The following is an 18893-nucleotide window of genomic DNA, read 5'->3' as shown; positions in this document are numbered from 1 at the left end:
TTTTCAAGCGCCCTTTGGGGCGTCTTTTGATTATAGGGAGGTCTATATGAAGGGTAATAAAAAAATTAATTTAAAAAAGATAACCTTATGTTTATTTGTCAGCTTGGTGGTCTTGGTTGGACTAGTAGCTTGTTTGGTATTGTGGCAAGGTAGTACGAAAGATATCGAGGCGGTGGCGGATAGTTTTAGGCCGCTTGATGGGTGGCAACAGACTAATCATGACATTGTACCACCAAAAGCTATATGTCTAATGGGGAACTGCCCAGAAGTTTATAAAGCATGGGTATATAAAGATTTTATAAATTATGATGATATTAAGAAGTTTACTAATAACGATAAATTACTGGAAATAGAGGATAGATGTAAGGATAAGAACCTTGACGTTTGTGAATTTAGTGGAAAAAGAAATGGCTATCAGTATAGAATAAATGTTTCACATCGTGATGACATGACGAGTATAGGACTAACGGTAAGAGAAAGGGGGTTTGTTGATAATATTGATTAAATTGTTTTAAGTATGAACTGTTAATTATTAAGATGATGGGGTGGTAGTCTTTATGAAGAAGCGAGCTGTAATAAGCTATACACTTGTAGCGGCTATAATTGTCAATCTAGTTGCTTTTAATGTTAATGCTGCGGCAGAGAACGTTAATAATAAATGTACGATGGTTACGGGGATATTTGCTAGGGGCTCTGGTCAGGAGGTTGGTCAAGATAAAGGTGAAGCTGCACGATTTAGGAGTCAGTTATTGTCTAGGATTGGCGATAAATCCAAATTCAATTTCTACGAACTAGGCAGCGAAAGTTACGGGGGTAATCAATATCCAGCGGTTAATGTTAGTAATCTTATGAATGGCAACGCCATTGGCGCCAAGATGAGTGGTGGTATGAGATATGATTATGGCAAAAGCGTCGATCAAGGTGTCGCAGAATTGAACGCCTATTTAACTGCTCGCCACCGCAAATGTCCCAAAGAGTTTTTCATTTTGGGAGGTTACTCACAGGGTGCGCAGGTGGTTGGACAGACCTTGCCTGGCATATCATCTGACATCAAGCAGAAGATAGTCTTTACGATGTTGTTTGGCGATCCTAAATTATATTTGCCAGAAGGTGAAGGTATCCTGCCGCCAGCGTGCTTTAAGAAAGAATTATCAACCTATCGCCGCGAAATTGCTAACTGCTTCGTTGATAACGGTGCACTTGGTGCACGAAAACCGTTTTTGCCAGACGAAGATAATGTAAAGACTGGACTATGGTGTCTCGGTCATGACTATGTATGTGGCAGCTCAAAATTTGCTTGGGATACAGATGGACATGGTAAATATGCCAATACCAATGGACCAATCGACGATGGTGTATTTGAGGCGGCTATTCGGTTAAATAAGGCTATTCAGTCTACTCCGCAAGACGGCCCAATAATCAATGACAAGCGTTCAAACAATAATATGGGCACGACGGGAACTGATGTGGTGTTTGTTTTGGATACCACCGGGTCGATGTCGCCATATATTGATCAGATGAAAACATTCATCAGGAATTATAGCTCAAAGATCAAAGAACTGAACGGACGAGTTGGACTAGTTGTGTATCGTGATGCTGGTGATGAATATACTGCTAAAAAATTATCAGATTTACAGTCAGATACCACTGATCTGCTTACCAAGCTTGATAGTGTTTCTGCTGCTGGCGGCGGTGATGATCCAGAGGCGGCGTTGCATGCTAGTATGGTGGCCATGAATGAGATGAAGTGGCAGAAGGGAGCGACGAAGGCGATAATTCTGTTGACCGATGCTGGCTATCACGAGCCGGATAAGGTTGATGGTTCGACCGTGGCGGCTGTGGCTAAGCGTTCGCTAGAAATTGATCCAGTAAACGTGTATCCGGTCGTGGAACATCATCTAGCGAGTTCGTACACAGATGTCGCTAAACAAACCTCGGGCCAAGTCGTTGTTAGTGGTGGCGAGAATGATACAATTGGCGCACTAACAAAAGCCTTAACTAAAATCAAGAATCGTCCAAACGCTAAGTTGAAGATTGGTGAATATTATGCAAATATTGGCCAGGAAATTACTTTTGATGCCAGTGATTCGTATGTCGTTGACGGCAAGATCACAAAGTACGAATGGGATTTTGATGGCGATGGTAAGATTGATCAAACAACGACAAACCCAGTTGCTAGCCATGTTTACACTGAAAAGTTTGATGGCATCATGCAGGTGAGAATGAGTGCTGATAACGACACAGTATCAAACGTATCGGCGCCCGTTAAAGTTGGCATCAAGCCTAATCGGCCTGTTGGTCCTGGAGCGCCTCAGGTCTCGGCAAAAATTATTGAGCGAAATGGCGATACGGCGACGATTCGGCTCAATTGGCAACCAGTTGATAATTTGTCTTCGCGCTGGCTGATTCGTCTGGATGACAATAACCTCGGCTGGGCGGTCGGCGAGCAGCGACAACTTGACATCACCGATGTCGATATATCAAAAACCAGAACAATCACTGTGACGGGTATGAAAGCTGACGGGTATGTTGGTAAATCCACAACTGTACAGATTGATAATAAGACGGCTCATTCTCAGACGGAAGATCCAGCTGCCAAGCAATGTCCATATAGCATCAAACTAGGCCCAATCACCATCGCTTGTCGTTATCAGAAAATAACGTTTGGCAAATGGTCGTTTAACTGGATAGTTTGGTATATCGTTAGGGTATAATTAGTAGTATGCAAGGAAGGTGCTGCTGATGGAATTATACCAGCAAATGAGCTACGAGCTGGCAGAGCGATTAACTCGGCGGTATTCGACCTCGTTTTCGATGAGCAGCCGGCTGTTTGCATCACGAATTCGGCCGCATATTTACGCAGTCTATGGCATGGTGCGGCTAGCGGATGAAATTGTCGACACGTACCGCGGCGATGATGCGATAGCTCAGCTAGACAACTTTGAATCAGTGGTTTACCGGGCGTGCAAGCAGGGCTATTCGACCAATCCAATCGTCCATGCCTTTGCTCTGACAGCCCAAAAGTACGGTATCGAACGGGAGTTAATTTCCCCCTTTTTTTGCAAGTATGCGGATGGATATGATGACCGCCGAATACGATGAAGCGGCATACCGACGCTATATTTACGGCTCGGCGGAAGTGGTGGGGTTGATGTGTCTCAAGGTGTTCGTCGAAGGCGATGCAGCTCAGTATGGGAAGTTGCGTGATGGTGCCAGCCACTTGGGTGCGGCCTATCAAAAGGTGAATTTTTTGCGTGACATGAAGGCAGATTATGAAGTGTTGGGGCGGGTGTATTTCCCGGGCGTTGATTATCCATCGTTTAGTGAGACTAGTAAGCGGGCCATCGAAGCGGATATCGCGGCGGATTTTGCCCTTGCTAAAACAAATATCAAGCAGCTACCACTAATCATCCGGCGGGCTGTACGCACTAGTATGCTGTATTATGAGGCACTGTTTCGGCGGCTACAAAAAGCATCAGTTGCCGACATTAAAGCGAGGCGCATTCGGGTACCGAACAGCGTAAAGCTACTATTATTTGTGAGAGGAGTAGTGGGATTATGACAAAGAAAGCGGTGATCATCGGCGCGGGCTACGGCGGGCTGGCACTGGCAAATTTGCTGGCGAAAGCAGGGTACCAGGTGGCGGTATACGAGAAGAACCCGTCAGCCGGTGGTTGGATTCAAGTGGTCAAGCAAGATGGCTTTACCTTTGATCTTGGCCCGTCGTGGTATTTGATGCCAGAGATTTTTGAGCAGTATTATCAATTGTTTGATCGATCGGCTGAGCAAGAACTCGACTTGGTGCGATTTTCGCCTGGCTACAAGGTGTGGAGTGAAGGCTATGAGCCACTGATTATTCAGGGTGATGTTGATAAAGATATGGCAATATTTGAGGCAATTGAACCCGGTGCAGGTGAAAAACTACAGCGCTATGTCACGCGTAGCAGCCAGGTGTATGAGGTGGCGGTGAAGCACGCGCTGTATAACAATTTCACGCGGGTTGGTGATGTGTTACAGTGGCCGCTTCTGCGCCAGTTACCGACCATGTTGCCGCTAGTGTGGCGGACACTGGACGCTCATGTGAGCCGCTGGTTTCGGGATCTTCGGCTTAAACAATTGCTAGAATATCACATGGTATTTTTGGGTTCCAGCCCGTTTCAAGCACCGGCTGTCTACAGCCTGATGAGTCATCTCGATTTTCGTAGCGGTGTGTATTATCCGCGGCGTGGCATGATGGAATTGGCGGATAGCATGGAGCGGTTGGGAAAAAGTTTGGGTGTGAAATATCATTATAATTCGCCGGTAAAGCAGATTGTGCTGGATGGTCATCAGGCCACGGGTATTGAACTGATGAACGGCGAACACATTGCGGTTGACTTGGTAATTTCAGCAGCCGATATCCATCATACTGAAACCAAATTATTACCGCCAGCTGCTCGAAGCTACCCCGAAAAGTATTGGCAAAAACGCCAGCCGGGGCCAGGCGCGTTGCTGGTTTCGCTGGGTGTCAAAGGGGGATTGTCGAATTTACAACATCATAATCTCTACTTTGTGAGAAACTGGCGTGAAAACTTTGCGGCGATTTATGAAACTGGCACAGTGCCAGAGCATGCCTCGCTCTACGTCTGCAACCCATCCAAGACCGATCCTGACTTGGCGCCGCTGGGGCATGAAAATTTGCTTGTATTGCTGCCGTTACCAGCTGGCATAACGCTGACGCCAGAACAAGAAGTGTCTTGCAAGGATAAGATAATCCAGATTCTTGTTGAGATGACTGGCGAGCCTGATCTGCCTGAGCGAATTGTTTCTCAGCTTGTCTATGGTCCAGAGCAGTTTGGCGAGCAATTTAATGCCTGGCAGTACAACGCCTTTGGTGGTGAATCGCACTTACTCAGCCAAAGCGTTATGTTCCGTACGCGTAATCGCAGTAAAAAAGTGCCAAATTTGTATTATGTTGGTGCGGGGACGCTACCGGGGATAGGTCTGCCGATGTGCTTGATCAGTGCGCAGCTGACCTACAAGCGCATCACGGGAAACCGCTGTCGTGGACCGCTCACCAAGGAGGATATATGAGTTGGCTGTATTTAGCGGGAATTATTGTTAGTTGGGTGGGGATGGCAGTGCTGGACTGGTGGTATAGGCTAGCCTACTGGTATGATGCTCGCCGTACAGTACTGACCGTGCTCATTATGACCAGCGCGTTCATCGTGTGGGATGTTTGTGGTATCTCGCTCGGTATCTTTCTCAGCGGACATTCGCCGTATATGTCGGGCGTGTATTTATTTCCAGAATTTCCGTTGGAAGAATTGTTCTTCTTGCTGTTTTTGAGTTATTTTAGCCTGGTAGTCTACCGGGCGGGAGTAAAGCGATGGCGACATATATAGTACTCAATCTGCTGTTTTTGACGACAGTACTAGGTGTGCTGGCATGGCGCAAATTATTAACATTTGGCCGTGCGGTGTGGGCGACGCTAGCGGTATTGCTGGTGACGACGATTGTGTTTGATTCACTACTGATTTACTTGGGTATGTTTACCTATCCTGCAGATAAAATTTTGGGAATACACGTGGGGCTAGCGCCGATTGAAGATTTGTTTTATTCACTCTTGGCGGGGTTGGCCGTGCCAGCGATTTGGAAGGGGTTAAATCGTGAAAGAAAAAATTAACGTCTTATTTATGACCTCGCGACCGCTGTCGTGGGTGAATACGGCCTATCCGTTTGCGGCGGGCTATGTGGTCATGGGCGGGGCTATTGACGCACGGCTGATTATTGGTACGCTGTTTTTCCTCATCCCGTACAATTTGCTGATGTATGGCATTAATGACGTGTGCGACTATGAATCAGATATGCGAAATCCCCGCAAGGGCGGTGTCGAAGGCGCCGTGACGCCACGGAAATATCATCGGTTGATCGTGTGGTCGGCGGTGCTATCATGCCTGCCATTCGTGCTGGCATTGGTGCTGTTGGGCAACTGGCAAAGTGCGTTGGTGTTAGCGGTGGTGTTGTTTTTTGTGGTGGCATATAGCGCGAAGGGGCTGCGGTCTAAGGAAGTGCCATTACTGGATTCGGTGACCTCAAGTCTACATTTTGTCGGTCCGCTGCTGTATGCCTATTCGTTGGTTGGCACGACGCAAGCGGGATGGTTGGTGGCTGTCGCATTTTTTTGCTGGGGTATGGCTAGTCAGGCGTTTGGTGCGGTGCAGGATATTGTGCCAGACCGCGAAGCCAAGATTCGCTCCATCGCCACGGTGTTTGGTGCGCGGTCGACCGTCTGGTTAGCGATACTGCTGTACGTGGCGGCGGTCGGGTTGGTAGCGTGCCTGGGTGTGGCGGCATGGCCAGTGGCATCTGCAGGCAGCTTATATATCATCAATCTACTGCCGTTTGTACGAATTCGTGATGAACGCTCGGCGGAGGCACGGGCGGGCTGGCGACGTTTCTTGTGGCTGAACTATGTCGCTGGGGCGGTGGTAACCGTGACGTTATTGATGAAGGTGTGGGGTGTGTGATGAAAATGCAAGATCGCCGTCCCGATGATCGTCCCCGCGAGAAACTAGTGCGTTACGGTACGGCGCGGCTGAGCGACTTGGAACTCTTGATGGCGATTATCGGCAGCGGTAATAAACAGGCGGATGTCGGTAAAATTGCGCGCGAGGTGCTGAAAATTGTGCGTCAAAAAGGCGGCGATATTTCGTATGATGATCTGCGTGGCGTGGTTGGATTGGGTGAAGCGAAAATCCCGGTGATTTTAGCGAGTTTGGAACTGGCGCGGCGGTATTTGCTGGATAGCGACCAGCCAATTATTGACGGCCCAGAAAAAGCCGTCGAGCTACTGGCCGACATTCGCGATAAAAAACAGGAATATTTTGTCTGCTTGACGCTGGACGGCGCGAATCGTTTGATCGCCAAGCGGGTTGTGACTATCGGTACGCTGATGGCCAGTCTGGTGCACCCGCGCGAGGTCTTCGCTGATGCCATTGCCGACCGCGCCGCCAGCATCATCGTGGCGCATAATCATCCGAGTGGGGGTTTGGAAGCCAGTCAGGCTGATAAAGATGTTACGAATAGGCTGGCAGAAGCGGGAAAATTGCTTGGCATTACGCTTAATGATCATATTATTGTTACGAAAACTGACTACAAAAGTCTGCTACACTCAGAGTAAACGACCCCCAATCTGATATAATTTATCTATGAATACAAGGGAGCTTGAAAAGCAGTTGTGGGCTGCGGCGGATAAACTACGGGGTAATATCAGCTCGTCGGATTATAAATATGTGGTATTGGGGCTGATTTTTCTAAAATATGTTTCAGATGCGTTTTCGGTGCGACATCAGGCAGCGATTGATGAGAACTATGATCCTGAAGATCGGGATTGGTATTTGGCGGAGAATGTTTTTTGGATTCCCAAGGAGGCTCGTTGGGAACACCTGGTGGCGAGCGCCAAGCAGCCAGAAATTGGCGTTCTAGTCGATAGTGCTATGGAGGCAATTGAACGAGACAACCCTAGTCTGAAGGGTGTGTTGCCGAAAAATTATGCTCGTGAAGCTCTAGATAAGCGTCGCTTGGGTGAACTTATCGATTTATTTACAAATATCAAATTCGACACTGCCAGCTCCAAAGATTTACTTGGTCAAGTCTACGAATATTTTATGGGTATGTTTGCCGACAGCGAGGGTAAACACGGTGGTGAATTCTACACGCCGCGCTCCATCGTGAAATTGCTGGTAGGAATGCTTGAGCCATACAGCGGGCGCGTGTACGACCCATGTTGCGGTAGTGGCGGTATGTTTGTCTGGAGTGAGAAGTTTGTCGAGGAGCACGCTGGTCGTGTCAGCGACATTGCAGTGTATGGTCAGGAGCTAAACGAAACCACTTGGCGACTCGCTAAAATGAATATGGCAATTCGGGGAATTGATGCGAATATCAAACGTGGCGACACTCTGATGGATGACCAGCTCCCTGATCTGAAAGCTGATTACATTTTGGCCAATCCGCCGTTTAACATTAGCGACTGGGGTCAAGAACACTTGCAGGCTGACCCGCGCTGGAAATATGGTCTACCGCCAAAGGGTAATGCTAACTTTGCGTGGATTCAGCATATGATTCACCACTTGAGCCCACGTGGTACGGCGGGTTTCGTGCTGGCAAACGGCAGTATGAGTAGCCAAACTGGTGGCGAAGGTGATATCCGCAAACAGCTGGTTCTTAATGATATGGTTGACGCTATTGTCACACTGCCGAGTCAGCTATTTTTCAATGTAGCCATACCATGCTGTCTGTGGTTCGTGTCGCGCAACCGGGCGAACCGCCACGGCAAAGTGCTGTTCATCGATGGGCGTAATTTGGGTAAAATGGTCACCCGCCGTAACCGTGAACTAACCGCAGAAGACATTGCTCGGGTGGCGAAGACATATCATGATTACAAAACCGCTAGTGCGGATTACACTGATCAGCCGGGTTTTTGTAAAGTCGCCGATCTAGAAGAAATTAAGCAGTATGATTATGTATTGACACCTGGTCGCTACGTGGGCGTTGAGGAAATAGAAGAAGACGGTGAGCCGTTCGTCGAGAAATTTGCCCGGTTAACGGCTGAGCTTGAAGGGCAGTTTGCGAAGAGCCGTGAGTTAGAAAAATCTATCTCTATAAACCTAAAAAGAATAAAAGAATCATATAAAAATGACTAACAGTACAGTATTAAAAGATAGTCTAGCAGAAGCAATTGTTTCGGACGAGATTCAGCTTGGTGGAGACGGAGTTAAATCTATATTAAGTGCTTATTCGCCACAGGAATCAATCGCCGAATATATTTGGAATGGATTTGATGCAGGTGCAACTAGTATAGACATTAGCTATGAAGAAAATGAGTTAGGATCGTTAAGAAGTATTACTATAGCAGATAATGGAAGTGGAATACCTCAGGGTTTATTGTCTGTGAAGTTTAAGCCTTTTCATGAATCGGAAAAGGCGCTAAATAAGACAGACTCCAGGCATCATTCTTTGGTGCATGGCAAAAATGGAGTGGGTCGACTTACTTTTTTTACGTTTGCAAATATTGCACGATGGACAACGGTATATGAAAAAAACAGTAAGCTTTATAAATATGATATAGAAATCAAGTCTGATGATTTGCATAGTTATACGGGTGCTCATTCGCCTGTTTCTGAAATACCATATGAGCATGGGACGTCAACAAAGGTTACATTTGAGGGGATACGCGAGCTGTCTTCGGGCAATATTGAGACTACCGTAAAACAATACCTGTTACAGGAATTTTGTTGGTTTTTAGAATTATTCAAAGATAAGATGTTCTCTATATCTATTAATGGTAGTCCTCTTGACTATAGAGAAATGATAGCTGGTGAAAGGGATGAGAAGATTATTCACGATGCAACATCAACTCGCTTTGATGTTAAGTATATTCAGTGGAAGAAAAAACTAAATAAAGAATTCTCGCGATATTATCTAATAGATTCAACTGGCAAGGAGAACTATAAATCTACAACCCTACTGAACAATAAAGGCGATAAATTTTATCATAGCGTATATATAAGAAGTGATTATTTTGACATGTTCTCATACGAGGACAAAATTGATTATGACCAAAGCACTCTACAAAATAAAGAGCAAAAGTTTAATAGTAAGCGAGACGAGGAATTTAAATATGTTATTTCCGAAATTAACGATTACCTACGTCGCATGCGTAGTCCGCATCTCCAAAAGATGGCAGATGATCTCGTTGAAAAGTATGAAAAAGAGAACATTATTCCTGAAGTCAATAACAGCTGGGAAATTCCTCGCAATAACGAACTAAAAACTCTCATAAAAGATATTTATAAAATCCAACCGAAAATATTTGGTGAAGGTAATTCGAGTATAGAGCAGAGAAAGACTTTTATACATCTTCTAAACGCACTTCTAGATTCAAATCAGCGCGATCAGATATATACAATTATCGACGCTGTTGTGCGGCTTGATGATCAAGAACAGAAACAATTAGCGGACCTATTAAAGGTGAATAAACTAAACTCCATAATTCAAACTATTAAGATGATTCAAAACCGTTATACTACAATTGATGCTCTAAAGGAGATAGTCTTTAATGATAGCTTCAATTCTCGTGAGGTTGATCATGTGCAAAAAGTTTTGGATCATAATTTTTGGGTTTTTGGAGAGGAATATAATCTTGTTTCTAGTACTGAAGCTAAATTTGAAAAAGCATTGTCAGAATATCTATATATACTACGTGGCGGCAAAAAGCAAGATGTGAATATGGAATCTCCAGATAAGAATAAGGAGATGGATTTATTTTTATGTAGAAAAAGTATTGAAAACGATCGCATAAATAACCTAGTAATAGAGCTGAAACGACCCGCTGTTTTGCTTGGGGAGAAAGAAGTGTCTCAGATCAAGAGATATCAACGAACAATATTTTCAGACTCTCGGTTTAATGGTGATAATACTTACTGGGATTTTGTGCTTGTTGGTAATAAATTTAATGAATCAGGCTACATAGAGGGTGAAATTGACACCAATAAAGGGCATGGGGAGAAAGAAAAAGGGCTAATATTCTCAAAGGATAATTGTAAAATCTATGTTAGAAAATGGAGTGATATATTTGCAGACGTGGAGTGTAGACATAAGTTTATCGAAAATGAATTAAAAACTGAACGCGACAGGCTTGCAATTGATTATACGAACGCGGATGAGGCTACCGAAAGGGCAATAAAAAAATGACAAAAACGATCCTACTTGGTGAGGTTGCAGAGATTATCAAAGGTATTTCATACAGAAGTGCCGATTATTCTAATTCAGAAAATGGAATTGCTTTTGTGAACCTAAAGTCTGTTGCTAGGGGTGGGGGATATAATGCTGATGGCATAAAATATTACGCAGGACAAATAAAACCATCGCAATATGTTGAGTCTGGCGACATCCTGATAGCAAACACAGATCTTACTCAGAATCGTGAAATTATCGGTAGTCCTATAATTATGCCAGATATAGGCAGGAGTGCTTGCTTTTCGTTGGATCTGTCGAAAATAATAGTAACAAATACAGAAGTCATTGATCCTAGGTATCTTTTTTATTATCTAAAGTCTCCAATTACTCGAGAGTATATGCTAGCACATAGCAATGGCAGTACAGTAATGCACTTATCAGTCAAAGCGGTGCCTAATATGGAACTTAATCTGCCACCACTCGACCAACAAAAGAAAATTGCCAATATCCTCGGCAGTCTTGATGAAAAAATCGAGCTCAATCGCCACATGAATGAAACCCTCGAGCAGCTCGGTCAAGCTCTCTTTCGTCATTATTTTGTTGATAAAGCTAAGCAGAGTAATGGTAATATACAGACCATACCTTTAGGAAAAAAGTTTCACCCAAAAAGAGGTAGAAGTTTGCAAGTTAGAGATATGATTTGTGGTGACACGCCGGTTATTAGCGGTGGCCTGAAACCAGCTGGATTTCATAATAAAGCAAACACAGTTGCACCAGTTATTACGATAAGTGCATCCGGAGCAAATGCTGGCTTTGTATCTGTTTGGGGTGAACCAGTCTGGTCGGCAGACTCTTCGTACATTGACTCAACAATTACCAAATATGTTTATACCTACTATTTATTCCTCAAGAATAAGCAAAAAGAGATATATGATATGCAAACTGGCTCTGGTCAGCCGCATATTTATCCAAAGCACATAGAGCTTTTGGAGATTGCTAATTTACCAGATTGCGATTTTAATGCTTTTGAGCAGAGAGTGCGACCATTGTTTGATATGATACATAAAAACAAGAAGCAAATAGATTATTTATCTAACATTCGTGATTTGCTTTTACCAAAATTAATTTCCGGAGAGATTAAGATATAATGGCTAATATATTAGAATTTGATCATAAGCAAGCTCGTGCTTTTTTGCTGGACGGTAAAAGTTATGTAAACTTTGATTTGCCTGAATATTTTAACTTTGACCCAATACTTCAAGCCGTGTCAAGTAAGATGGGTGGTTATGATGTTAATTACTTTTTTGATCCAGAAGAGGGTAGTCGTAAGAAGAAAGACCCAAGAGATAGACATGATGTAAATAAAGTGATTTACGGCAACAAAGATGGTGAATTAGCTTGGAGGCCATTTGAGATAATAAATCCAGTTCTTTATGTAGGGTTAGTGCATTATATTACCAAAGAGGATAATTGGAGTGTTATAAAAAAGCGATTTTCTGAGTTAAGGAGGGACTGTAATGTTGAAGTTGCTAGTATTCCAATGCAACCTTCAAAAAAGAAAAGCGCGAAAGCGGAGCAAATACGTGCTTGGTGGGAGAAATTTGAACAAAACTGTGCGACTAAAGGTCTTGATTTTCAATATGTATTAGAAACTGATGTTGCAAACTGTTATGGATCAATATATACGCATTCTATTTCATGGGCTCTTCATGGCAAAGAAGAGGCTTATGCTAATCGTGATAAAAAATCTCTGGGAGGTAAAATTGATGAGTATTTTCAGATGATGAATCATCGACAGACAAACGGGATACCCCAGGGAAATACTCTTTCTGATTTTATTGCTGAGCTTATCTTTGCATACGCTGATAGTCTTTTAGCTCAAGCTGTAAAAGATATTGATAAAAGAGAATATTCCATTGTTCGCTACAGGGATGACTATCGAATTTTTACCAATAGGCTAGATCTAGGAGCTCGTATACTGAAAGAGTTAACTGAAATTTTAGCAATACTTGGTCTCAGATTAAATGCACAGAAAACCAAAAAGAGCAGCGATATAGTCTTGAGTTCTATTAAAAAGGATAAGATCGAAGAATTATTCATACCGAATATAAAGAAAGAAAAAGATAATTTTGCAAAATGGTTAATGCAGATTTATGCAGCTAGTTATAAATATCCTAATTCAGGTATGGTGTCTCGCCAGCTAAATATGTTTCACGAGGAGCTTCTTGATTACTTAGATAAAGGGAAAAGCTTACGTGATTATGAAAAACCAGAAGTTATGCTGAGTATTGTAGTTAATATGGCAATTAAAAACCCTAAGTATTACAATATGGCGATGGCGGTTGCGAGTCTAACTATCCGTGGGGCGAGTGAGTCAAGGAGGGGACTCCTTGTTCAAAAAATTCTTGATAAGTTCAAGATTATACCTAACACTGGCTTATTAGATATTTGGTTGCAGCGAGTATCTTACTCTATTGATCCGAACTTGCAATTTAATGAATTATTAACCCGGTTAGTCAGTGAAAGAGCATATATTGATAATTCTATTATCTGGTGTATTGATTGGCTAAAGGACGATATAATGAAAACAGTTAGAGACACAAGTATAGTTGACGTCGATATGCTACAAGGCATCAGGGAGACGAATAAAATATCTATTGATCGTCAGGAGGTTGACCTTTTTAGAGACATACCAAGCTAGGGCATCTGGTGTATAATTACTATAATATGACCGAATCCCACATCGAACAATACGCGCTTGACGTCCTGGCTAGTATCGGCTGGCAAATTCTACACGGACCAGATATTGGTCCAGATGGTGCTGCGGCTGAGCGTGAGCTCAGGCAGGTGGTGTTACCTGGGCGGCTACAGAGTACACTGGTGCGTCTCAATCCGCATATTCCAGGACCAGCCTTGAATGAAGCGATGCGGCGTTTGACGCAGATTAGTAAACCAAGCTTGATTGAGAATAATCATGATTTCCATCAGTTGTTAGTGGCGGGCGTGCCGGTGCAGTACCGTACATCAAGTGGTGAAGTGAAACACGATATTGTACGGGTGGTTGATTTTACCTCGCTCAAAAACAATGATTTTGTGGCGGTCAATCAGCTGACGGTTTTGCAGGGCGATTATAATCGCCGGCCAGATATTGTACTATTTGTGAATGGACTACCCTTGGTGGTGATTGAACTAAAAAATGCGGCTGATACGAAGGCGGATTTGGTAGCGGCGTATCAGCAAATCCAGACGTACAAGCGAGAGATTAGCGACTTGTTTCGGTTCAATGAACTGTGTATAACCAGTGATGGACTAGAGGCGGAAATAGGGACGATAACCAGCCCGCTGGAACGAATGATGCCGTGGAAAACGATTGACGGCGAGAAAGAAGTTGGCAATGTGCCGATGTTGGAAGTGCTGCTGCGCGGTGCGTGTACGCCTGAACGTTTGCTGGATATGGTGCAGAATTTTATCGTATTTGAGCGGAGCGACGGCGATAAACTAATCAAAAAAGTTGCCGCTTATCATCAATATTGGGTGGTGAATAAAGCGCTTGATCGGACGCTGGCGGCTAGTAGTGAACGCGGTGACCAACGGGCTGGCGTGGTTTGGCATACGCAAGGGTCGGGTAAGAGCTTGAGTATGGTGTTTTATACTGGTAAGCTGATGAAATCGCGCGATTTGCATAACCCAACCATCGTGGTGGTGACGGATCGTAATGATCTTGATGGTCAATTATTCGGTACGTTTAGCGCCTGTCGCGAGCTGCTGGGAGAAGATCCGAAACAAGCTGATTCGCGCAGTGAACTCAGGAAGCTACTGCAGCGCGAAGCAGGTGGGATTATCTTTACAACAATCCAGAAGTTCTCGCCTGAGGATGACGAGGATAAATTGCCAATTTTGACCGATCGACGCAATGTCATCGTGATGGCAGATGAGGCGCATCGTAGCCAGTACGGTTTGAAGGCACATGTTCGAGCTAGCGACGCCCAGCTAGTATATGGTTATGCCAAATATATGCGTGATGCCTTGCCGGGTGCGAGCTACATTGGCTTTACGGGTACGCCGATTGAAACGGATGATAAGTCAACGCCAGCAGTGTTTGGCGACTATATCGATATTTATGATGTCGAGCAGGCGGTGAAAGATGGTGCAACAGTGCCGATTTATTATGAGAGTCGGCTGGTTGATTTGAATATGGACGAGGCAACGCGGCAGTGGCTGGATAAGGAAGTTGATGATTTGCTGGAGGGCGAAGAACTGAGTCGTCAGGATGCGTTGAAGGCCGAGTATGCACAAAAAGAAGCCATCGTCGGTAATAGCGAGCGGCTGAATACTATCGCGCTAGATATCATTGAGCATTTTGAGGCTCGGCAAAGTGTGCTGAGCGGTAAGGGTATGATCGTGACGATGAGTCGCGGTATTGCGGCTGATTTGTATGAGAGAATCGTGGCGTATCGGCCGGATTGGCATAGTGATGATGACGCACGTGGTGCGATCAAGGTGATTATCACCGGTAGCGCTAGCGACCCTAACTATTTGCAGCCGCATATTCGTAATAAACAGCGGGTGAAAGCGATCGAAAAGCGCATCAAAGATCCGAACGATCCGCTTGAGCTCGTGATTGTGTGCGATATGTGGCTGACGGGGTTTGATGTACCAAATATGCACACTATGTATCTGGATAAACCATTGAAGGATCATAATTTAATGCAGGCAATTGCACGAGTCAACCGAGTGTTCCCTGGAAAAACCGGTGGTTTGGTGGTTGACTATCTGGGTGTGGCAGGGGCGCTGCGCGATGCTATTTCTGACTATACGCAAAGCGGCGGGCGGGGCGCACCGCAGCTTGATATTGCTGAGGCGGTGGCGCAGATGCAGATGCGTTACGAGGTGGTGCGCGATTTATTTGGTAACTTTGATTATCAGCGATATTTTACGGCGCCAACCGACCGGCAACTGCAAATTATTTTGGATGCCGAGGAATATATTTTAGGGTTGGAAGATGGTGAGAAGCGATTGAAACAGCATGTTTTGGAACTGAGTAAAGCCTTTGCGCTGGCTATGCCGAGGCCCGAGGCGTTGAAGATTCGTGAGGAAGTGGCGCTGTTTCAGGCGGTGAAAGCTCGGCTAGAGAAAGTGTCGAGCTCGACAGTTGTGACTGATGCTGAGTACCGAAGCGCGCTGAAACAAATTGTTGATAAAGCAATTGCGCCAGTGGGTGTGGTTGATGTGTTTGAGGCGGCGGGATTAGAAAAGCCGGAACTGTCGATTTTGAGTGATGAGTTTTTGGCGGAAATTCGTAACATGGAGCGCAAGAATTTGGCGGTGGAAGCTCTGCAAAAGCTGCTCGCTGATGAAATCAAGCTACGATTTTCGAGAAATTATGCCAAGGATACGAAGTTCTCTGACTTGCTCAACCAAGCCTTGACGCGGTATAGAAATGGGACGATTGAGGCGGCGCAGGTGATTGAGGAATTAATCAACATCGGACAGCAAGTGCGCCAAACTGTTGAGAATGGCGCAGTTGATGGCCTCAGTGAGGATGAGATTATCTTTTACGATGCGCTGGTTGAAAATGGCAGTGCCCGCGAAGTACTGGGTGACGCGCAGCTACGTGATATCGCGAAAGTATTGTTAGAGCAGGTGCGTCGTGATGCCACGATTGACTGGGCAGAGCGCAGGAATGTTCAGGCAAAACTGAAAGTTAACGTCAAAAAGACGTTGGCAAAGTATGGATATCCGCCAGACCAGCAGTCATTGGCAACCGATATGGTATTGGAGCAAGCCAAGCGTTATGGTAACGAGTGGAGCTATAAACGCGCGACGTATGACGCTGGTGGCGGAGCGAGTTTGTTGGATTGATACATTAATTATGATAGATCAGGGTACAATAGGTGTATGAGTAAGTCTAAAAATCCTATCACCATCGCTCGCGCCATTATCCGCATCGGTGATGCTGCTAGAAATGCTAATGATTATAGTTTGCTAGGCGCGCTGCATGAAATGGTGGAGCAATTGTCGCAGCATGGTGTTAAAGACACTGACGTCGATATGGATTTACTGCTGGAATATGTCGAAGCGGCAGATGGTTGCGACTATTGCCGAGCGGTTGACGGTAAGCCGAGTGTTGAGGAATTAACAACAGAAATTAATAAGCAGCTAGCGCGTCGCGGTCAGGCGCAGGTGGAGGCGAGCGATCAATCAGTGTTGGAATTTGAGCCAGTGGTCCATCTGGTGACGGCGGCGTATGCTAAAAATGAAGATGGCGTGACATCGGGTTTGTCGATAGCGCTGGTCATCAATCAGGATGGTTCAGTTGACTTGCCGCGCGACCATTTTTTGAACGCAGAACTACTGGATTATTTTGATGAAAATCGCCCAGTTAATTGGCGTTCGGTCGAGCGTGATTTGCCGTCGGACTTATACGGCTATCATTTAGTGGTAGGTTCGGTGGAGGTGCAGGAGATTTTACCGCGGGAATTGGAGGCGATGTCATTTTGAGGGTAATGATTATTGAACTATGAAAATCTCCGTCCATCTCAAACCCAACTCCCGCCATCGTGAAGAAGTCATCACGAATGACGACGGTTCGTTGACGATTTACACCAAGGCGCCAGCCATTGAAGGTCGGGCAAATCTAGCGGCGGCGAAACTACTAGCAAAGCATCTCGGCGTGGCGCCCTCAAAGGTAAAATTACTGCGTGGTACTTCTTCGAAATACAAGATATTTGAGATTGATCAGGTGGACTAATGTAACCGTTGTATCGTCACAAACGAATATCCCTGCTGCTTCAGTGAACTGAGGATACACGGCACGGCATTGACGGAAGTTTGGTGAATGTCATGCATCAAGATGACGGCTCCAGGACGAGCGCCAGCGACAGCACGTGAACAGACGATCTGGCTATTGCGATCAGCCCAATCACGAGTGTCAACTGACCACAAAATTGACGACATGCCACGCGTCCGAAGTTGTTCTAAAACCACACCGTTGGCTGCACCATACGGTGGTCGCAGAATGGTTGGCTTGACGCCAGTGGCTTGCCTGATAGCTCCGTTGGTGCGGTCGATTTCGCCAGCAATTTGGTCAACTGATAGTTTTGGTAATTCTGGGTGTGACCATGAATGATTGCCTAGCTGATGGCCGCGTGCATGGATGCTGCGTACAACACTAGCCTGGCCGGAAACCTTGCTGCCGATCAAGAAGAACGTCGCTTTTGCACCATACTGATCCAAGATGTCCAGTAGGTGCGCAGTGTATGGTCCCGGCCCGTCATCAAACGTCAAAGCGATCACTCTATTGCCAGTGGTTGGCGCGGGTGCTGGTGCAGCGGGCGCTGGCTTTGGTTCTGGCTTTGGCTCGGGTGGTTTAGGGAAATTGCCTAGTTTTTGAGCCGTTGGATTTTGCAGGTATTTGGCAACAGTTGCGGTTGGTACTTTGATGGTTAATTCGCCATAGGCTGACGGCAACAGGGAGGCTTGTCCAATTGGCCAGACCAGGGCATTGCCATCGTCAGCGATGGTAAAGTTTGCCAATGTCTCTTTGGTGATTATCTCCTCAAGATTTGCTTCTGGCTGCTGGCGTTGTTTGATGGTTTGTGCAACGTCTCGTTGGGCGGCTGTCACGATTGCCTTGGTGGCTTCCTCTGATTTCTCAGTCAAATTATCCAGACTAATCACCTCGCCAGAATCTTTATCAAAGGTCCAAAACAGCGTCAGTGCCACTGGATGGGCGCCATGCATGTCTTGTTTGATATTGACGATGATCGACAGGGCGACGGAATTATTATGCGTCACTTGGTAGCTGATGGTTTCGGTCATTGGTCGCTCAAAGGTGATGGTGCTTGATGAAGTGTAGCGAAAATCACTATCAGCGCGGTCAATTGCTCGGGCGATGAGTTTGTTGATTTTGGAATTGCTGGTAATTGGGTATTCGATTGAGACCTTTTCGCGCTTGCTGTCGCGCGTCACAAACTTGGAGCGAATGCCAGCATAGCGCGAATCGGTGAAATAATATTTTTCATCTTCTAGAACAGTTGGACGTTGGGTTGGTGGCTGCTTGGAATGGAGGTAAAATAAGACACCCATTGCGCTAACAGCAAGCAAAAGTAACGTAGTGAATATAATACTGCTCAATCGAGGTCGGTTTGCAGGTGTTGCGTTAGTTCTTGACT

At 45.3% G+C, this 18893-nt stretch carries 17 protein-coding genes; 16 read left to right on the top strand and 1 reads right to left on the bottom strand.

What is annotated here, in order from left to right:
- The first annotated feature begins 46 nt into the window (after positions 1-46).
- The 16 genes from V4210_RS04070 to V4210_RS03995 are packed head-to-tail and all read left to right on the top strand — an operon-like array spanning position 47 to position 17470.
- Positions 47-505 carry a hypothetical protein gene (locus tag V4210_RS04070; RefSeq protein WP_338520761.1) on the top strand — a complete coding sequence of 153 codons (459 nt, stop codon included), beginning with the start codon at positions 47-49 and terminating at the stop codon, positions 503-505.
- Between the two features lie 52 nt (positions 506-557).
- A complete protein-coding gene (locus V4210_RS04065; RefSeq protein WP_338520760.1) occupies positions 558-2714 on the top strand; it encodes a cutinase family protein in 2157 nt (718 codons plus the stop codon).
- Between the two features lie 28 nt (positions 2715-2742).
- Positions 2743-3102, top strand: coding sequence for a phytoene/squalene synthase family protein (locus tag V4210_RS04060; protein WP_338520759.1), 360 nt, complete (start codon positions 2743-2745; stop codon positions 3100-3102).
- On the top strand, positions 3080-3562 hold the full coding sequence (locus V4210_RS04055; protein WP_338520757.1) for a phytoene/squalene synthase family protein: 483 nt from the start codon (positions 3080-3082) through the stop codon (positions 3560-3562). The genes V4210_RS04060 and V4210_RS04055 overlap by 23 nt, the downstream gene beginning before the upstream one ends.
- Positions 3559-5073: a phytoene desaturase family protein gene (crtI, locus tag V4210_RS04050; RefSeq protein WP_338520756.1), complete on the top strand. Its 1515-nt coding sequence runs from the start codon at positions 3559-3561 to the stop codon at positions 5071-5073. The genes V4210_RS04055 and crtI overlap by 4 nt, the downstream gene beginning before the upstream one ends.
- The gene (locus tag V4210_RS04045; protein WP_338520754.1) at positions 5070-5384 is read left to right on the top strand and encodes a lycopene cyclase domain-containing protein; all 315 of its coding nucleotides are present in this window, start codon (positions 5070-5072) and stop codon (positions 5382-5384) included. The genes crtI and V4210_RS04045 overlap by 4 nt, the downstream gene beginning before the upstream one ends.
- Entirely contained in the window at positions 5369-5665 is a 297-nt protein-coding gene (locus V4210_RS04040; RefSeq protein ID WP_338520753.1) for a lycopene cyclase domain-containing protein, read from the top strand. Before V4210_RS04045 ends, V4210_RS04040 begins: the two co-directional genes overlap by 16 nt.
- Positions 5649-6509, top strand: coding sequence for a prenyltransferase (locus tag V4210_RS04035; protein ID WP_338520751.1), 861 nt, complete (start codon positions 5649-5651; stop codon positions 6507-6509). Before V4210_RS04040 ends, V4210_RS04035 begins: the two co-directional genes overlap by 17 nt.
- Entirely contained in the window at positions 6509-7162 is a 654-nt protein-coding gene (gene radC / locus V4210_RS04030; protein ID WP_338520750.1) for a RadC family protein, read from the top strand. Before V4210_RS04035 ends, radC begins: the two co-directional genes overlap by 1 nt.
- A gap of 28 nt (positions 7163-7190) precedes the next feature.
- Positions 7191-8684 carry a type I restriction-modification system subunit M gene (locus V4210_RS04025; protein ID WP_338520749.1) on the top strand — a complete coding sequence of 498 codons (1494 nt, stop codon included), beginning with the start codon at positions 7191-7193 and terminating at the stop codon, positions 8682-8684.
- Entirely contained in the window at positions 8677-10734 is a 2058-nt protein-coding gene (locus V4210_RS04020; protein ID WP_338520748.1) for an ATP-binding protein, read from the top strand. Before V4210_RS04025 ends, V4210_RS04020 begins: the two co-directional genes overlap by 8 nt.
- Positions 10731-11867, top strand: a complete 1137-nt coding sequence (locus V4210_RS04015; protein WP_338520747.1) for a restriction endonuclease subunit S — start codon at positions 10731-10733, stop codon at positions 11865-11867. Before V4210_RS04020 ends, V4210_RS04015 begins: the two co-directional genes overlap by 4 nt.
- On the top strand, positions 11867-13420 hold the full coding sequence (locus V4210_RS04010; protein WP_338520746.1) for an RNA-directed DNA polymerase: 1554 nt from the start codon (positions 11867-11869) through the stop codon (positions 13418-13420). The genes V4210_RS04015 and V4210_RS04010 overlap by 1 nt, the downstream gene beginning before the upstream one ends.
- Positions 13421-13446: 26 nt before the next feature.
- The gene (locus tag V4210_RS04005; protein ID WP_338520745.1) at positions 13447-16581 is read left to right on the top strand and encodes a type I restriction endonuclease subunit R; all 3135 of its coding nucleotides are present in this window, start codon (positions 13447-13449) and stop codon (positions 16579-16581) included.
- A gap of 36 nt (positions 16582-16617) precedes the next feature.
- Complete coding sequence (locus tag V4210_RS04000; RefSeq protein ID WP_338520744.1) at positions 16618-17220, top strand: hypothetical protein; 603 nt, start codon at positions 16618-16620, stop codon at positions 17218-17220.
- A 19-nt stretch (positions 17221-17239) separates the two neighbouring features.
- Positions 17240-17470, top strand: coding sequence for a DUF167 domain-containing protein (locus tag V4210_RS03995; protein WP_338520743.1), 231 nt, complete (start codon positions 17240-17242; stop codon positions 17468-17470).
- On the opposite strand, the gene V4210_RS03990 is transcribed toward V4210_RS03995, so the two are convergent.
- Positions 17467-18807: a polysaccharide deacetylase family protein gene (locus V4210_RS03990; protein ID WP_338520742.1), complete on the bottom strand. Its 1341-nt coding sequence runs from the start codon at positions 18805-18807 to the stop codon at positions 17467-17469. The two genes, V4210_RS03995 and V4210_RS03990, sit on opposite strands and share 4 nt — an antisense overlap.
- Positions 18808-18893: the final 86 nt, after the last annotated feature.

It is taken from the genome of Candidatus Nanosynbacter featherlites, assembly GCF_037013405.1.
Lineage (GTDB): Bacteria > Patescibacteriota > Saccharimonadia > Saccharimonadales > Saccharimonadaceae > Nanosynbacter > Nanosynbacter featherlites_B.
Note: the sequence above shows the minus strand (reverse complement) of the source record. Positions and strands in the feature narration are given on the sequence as shown.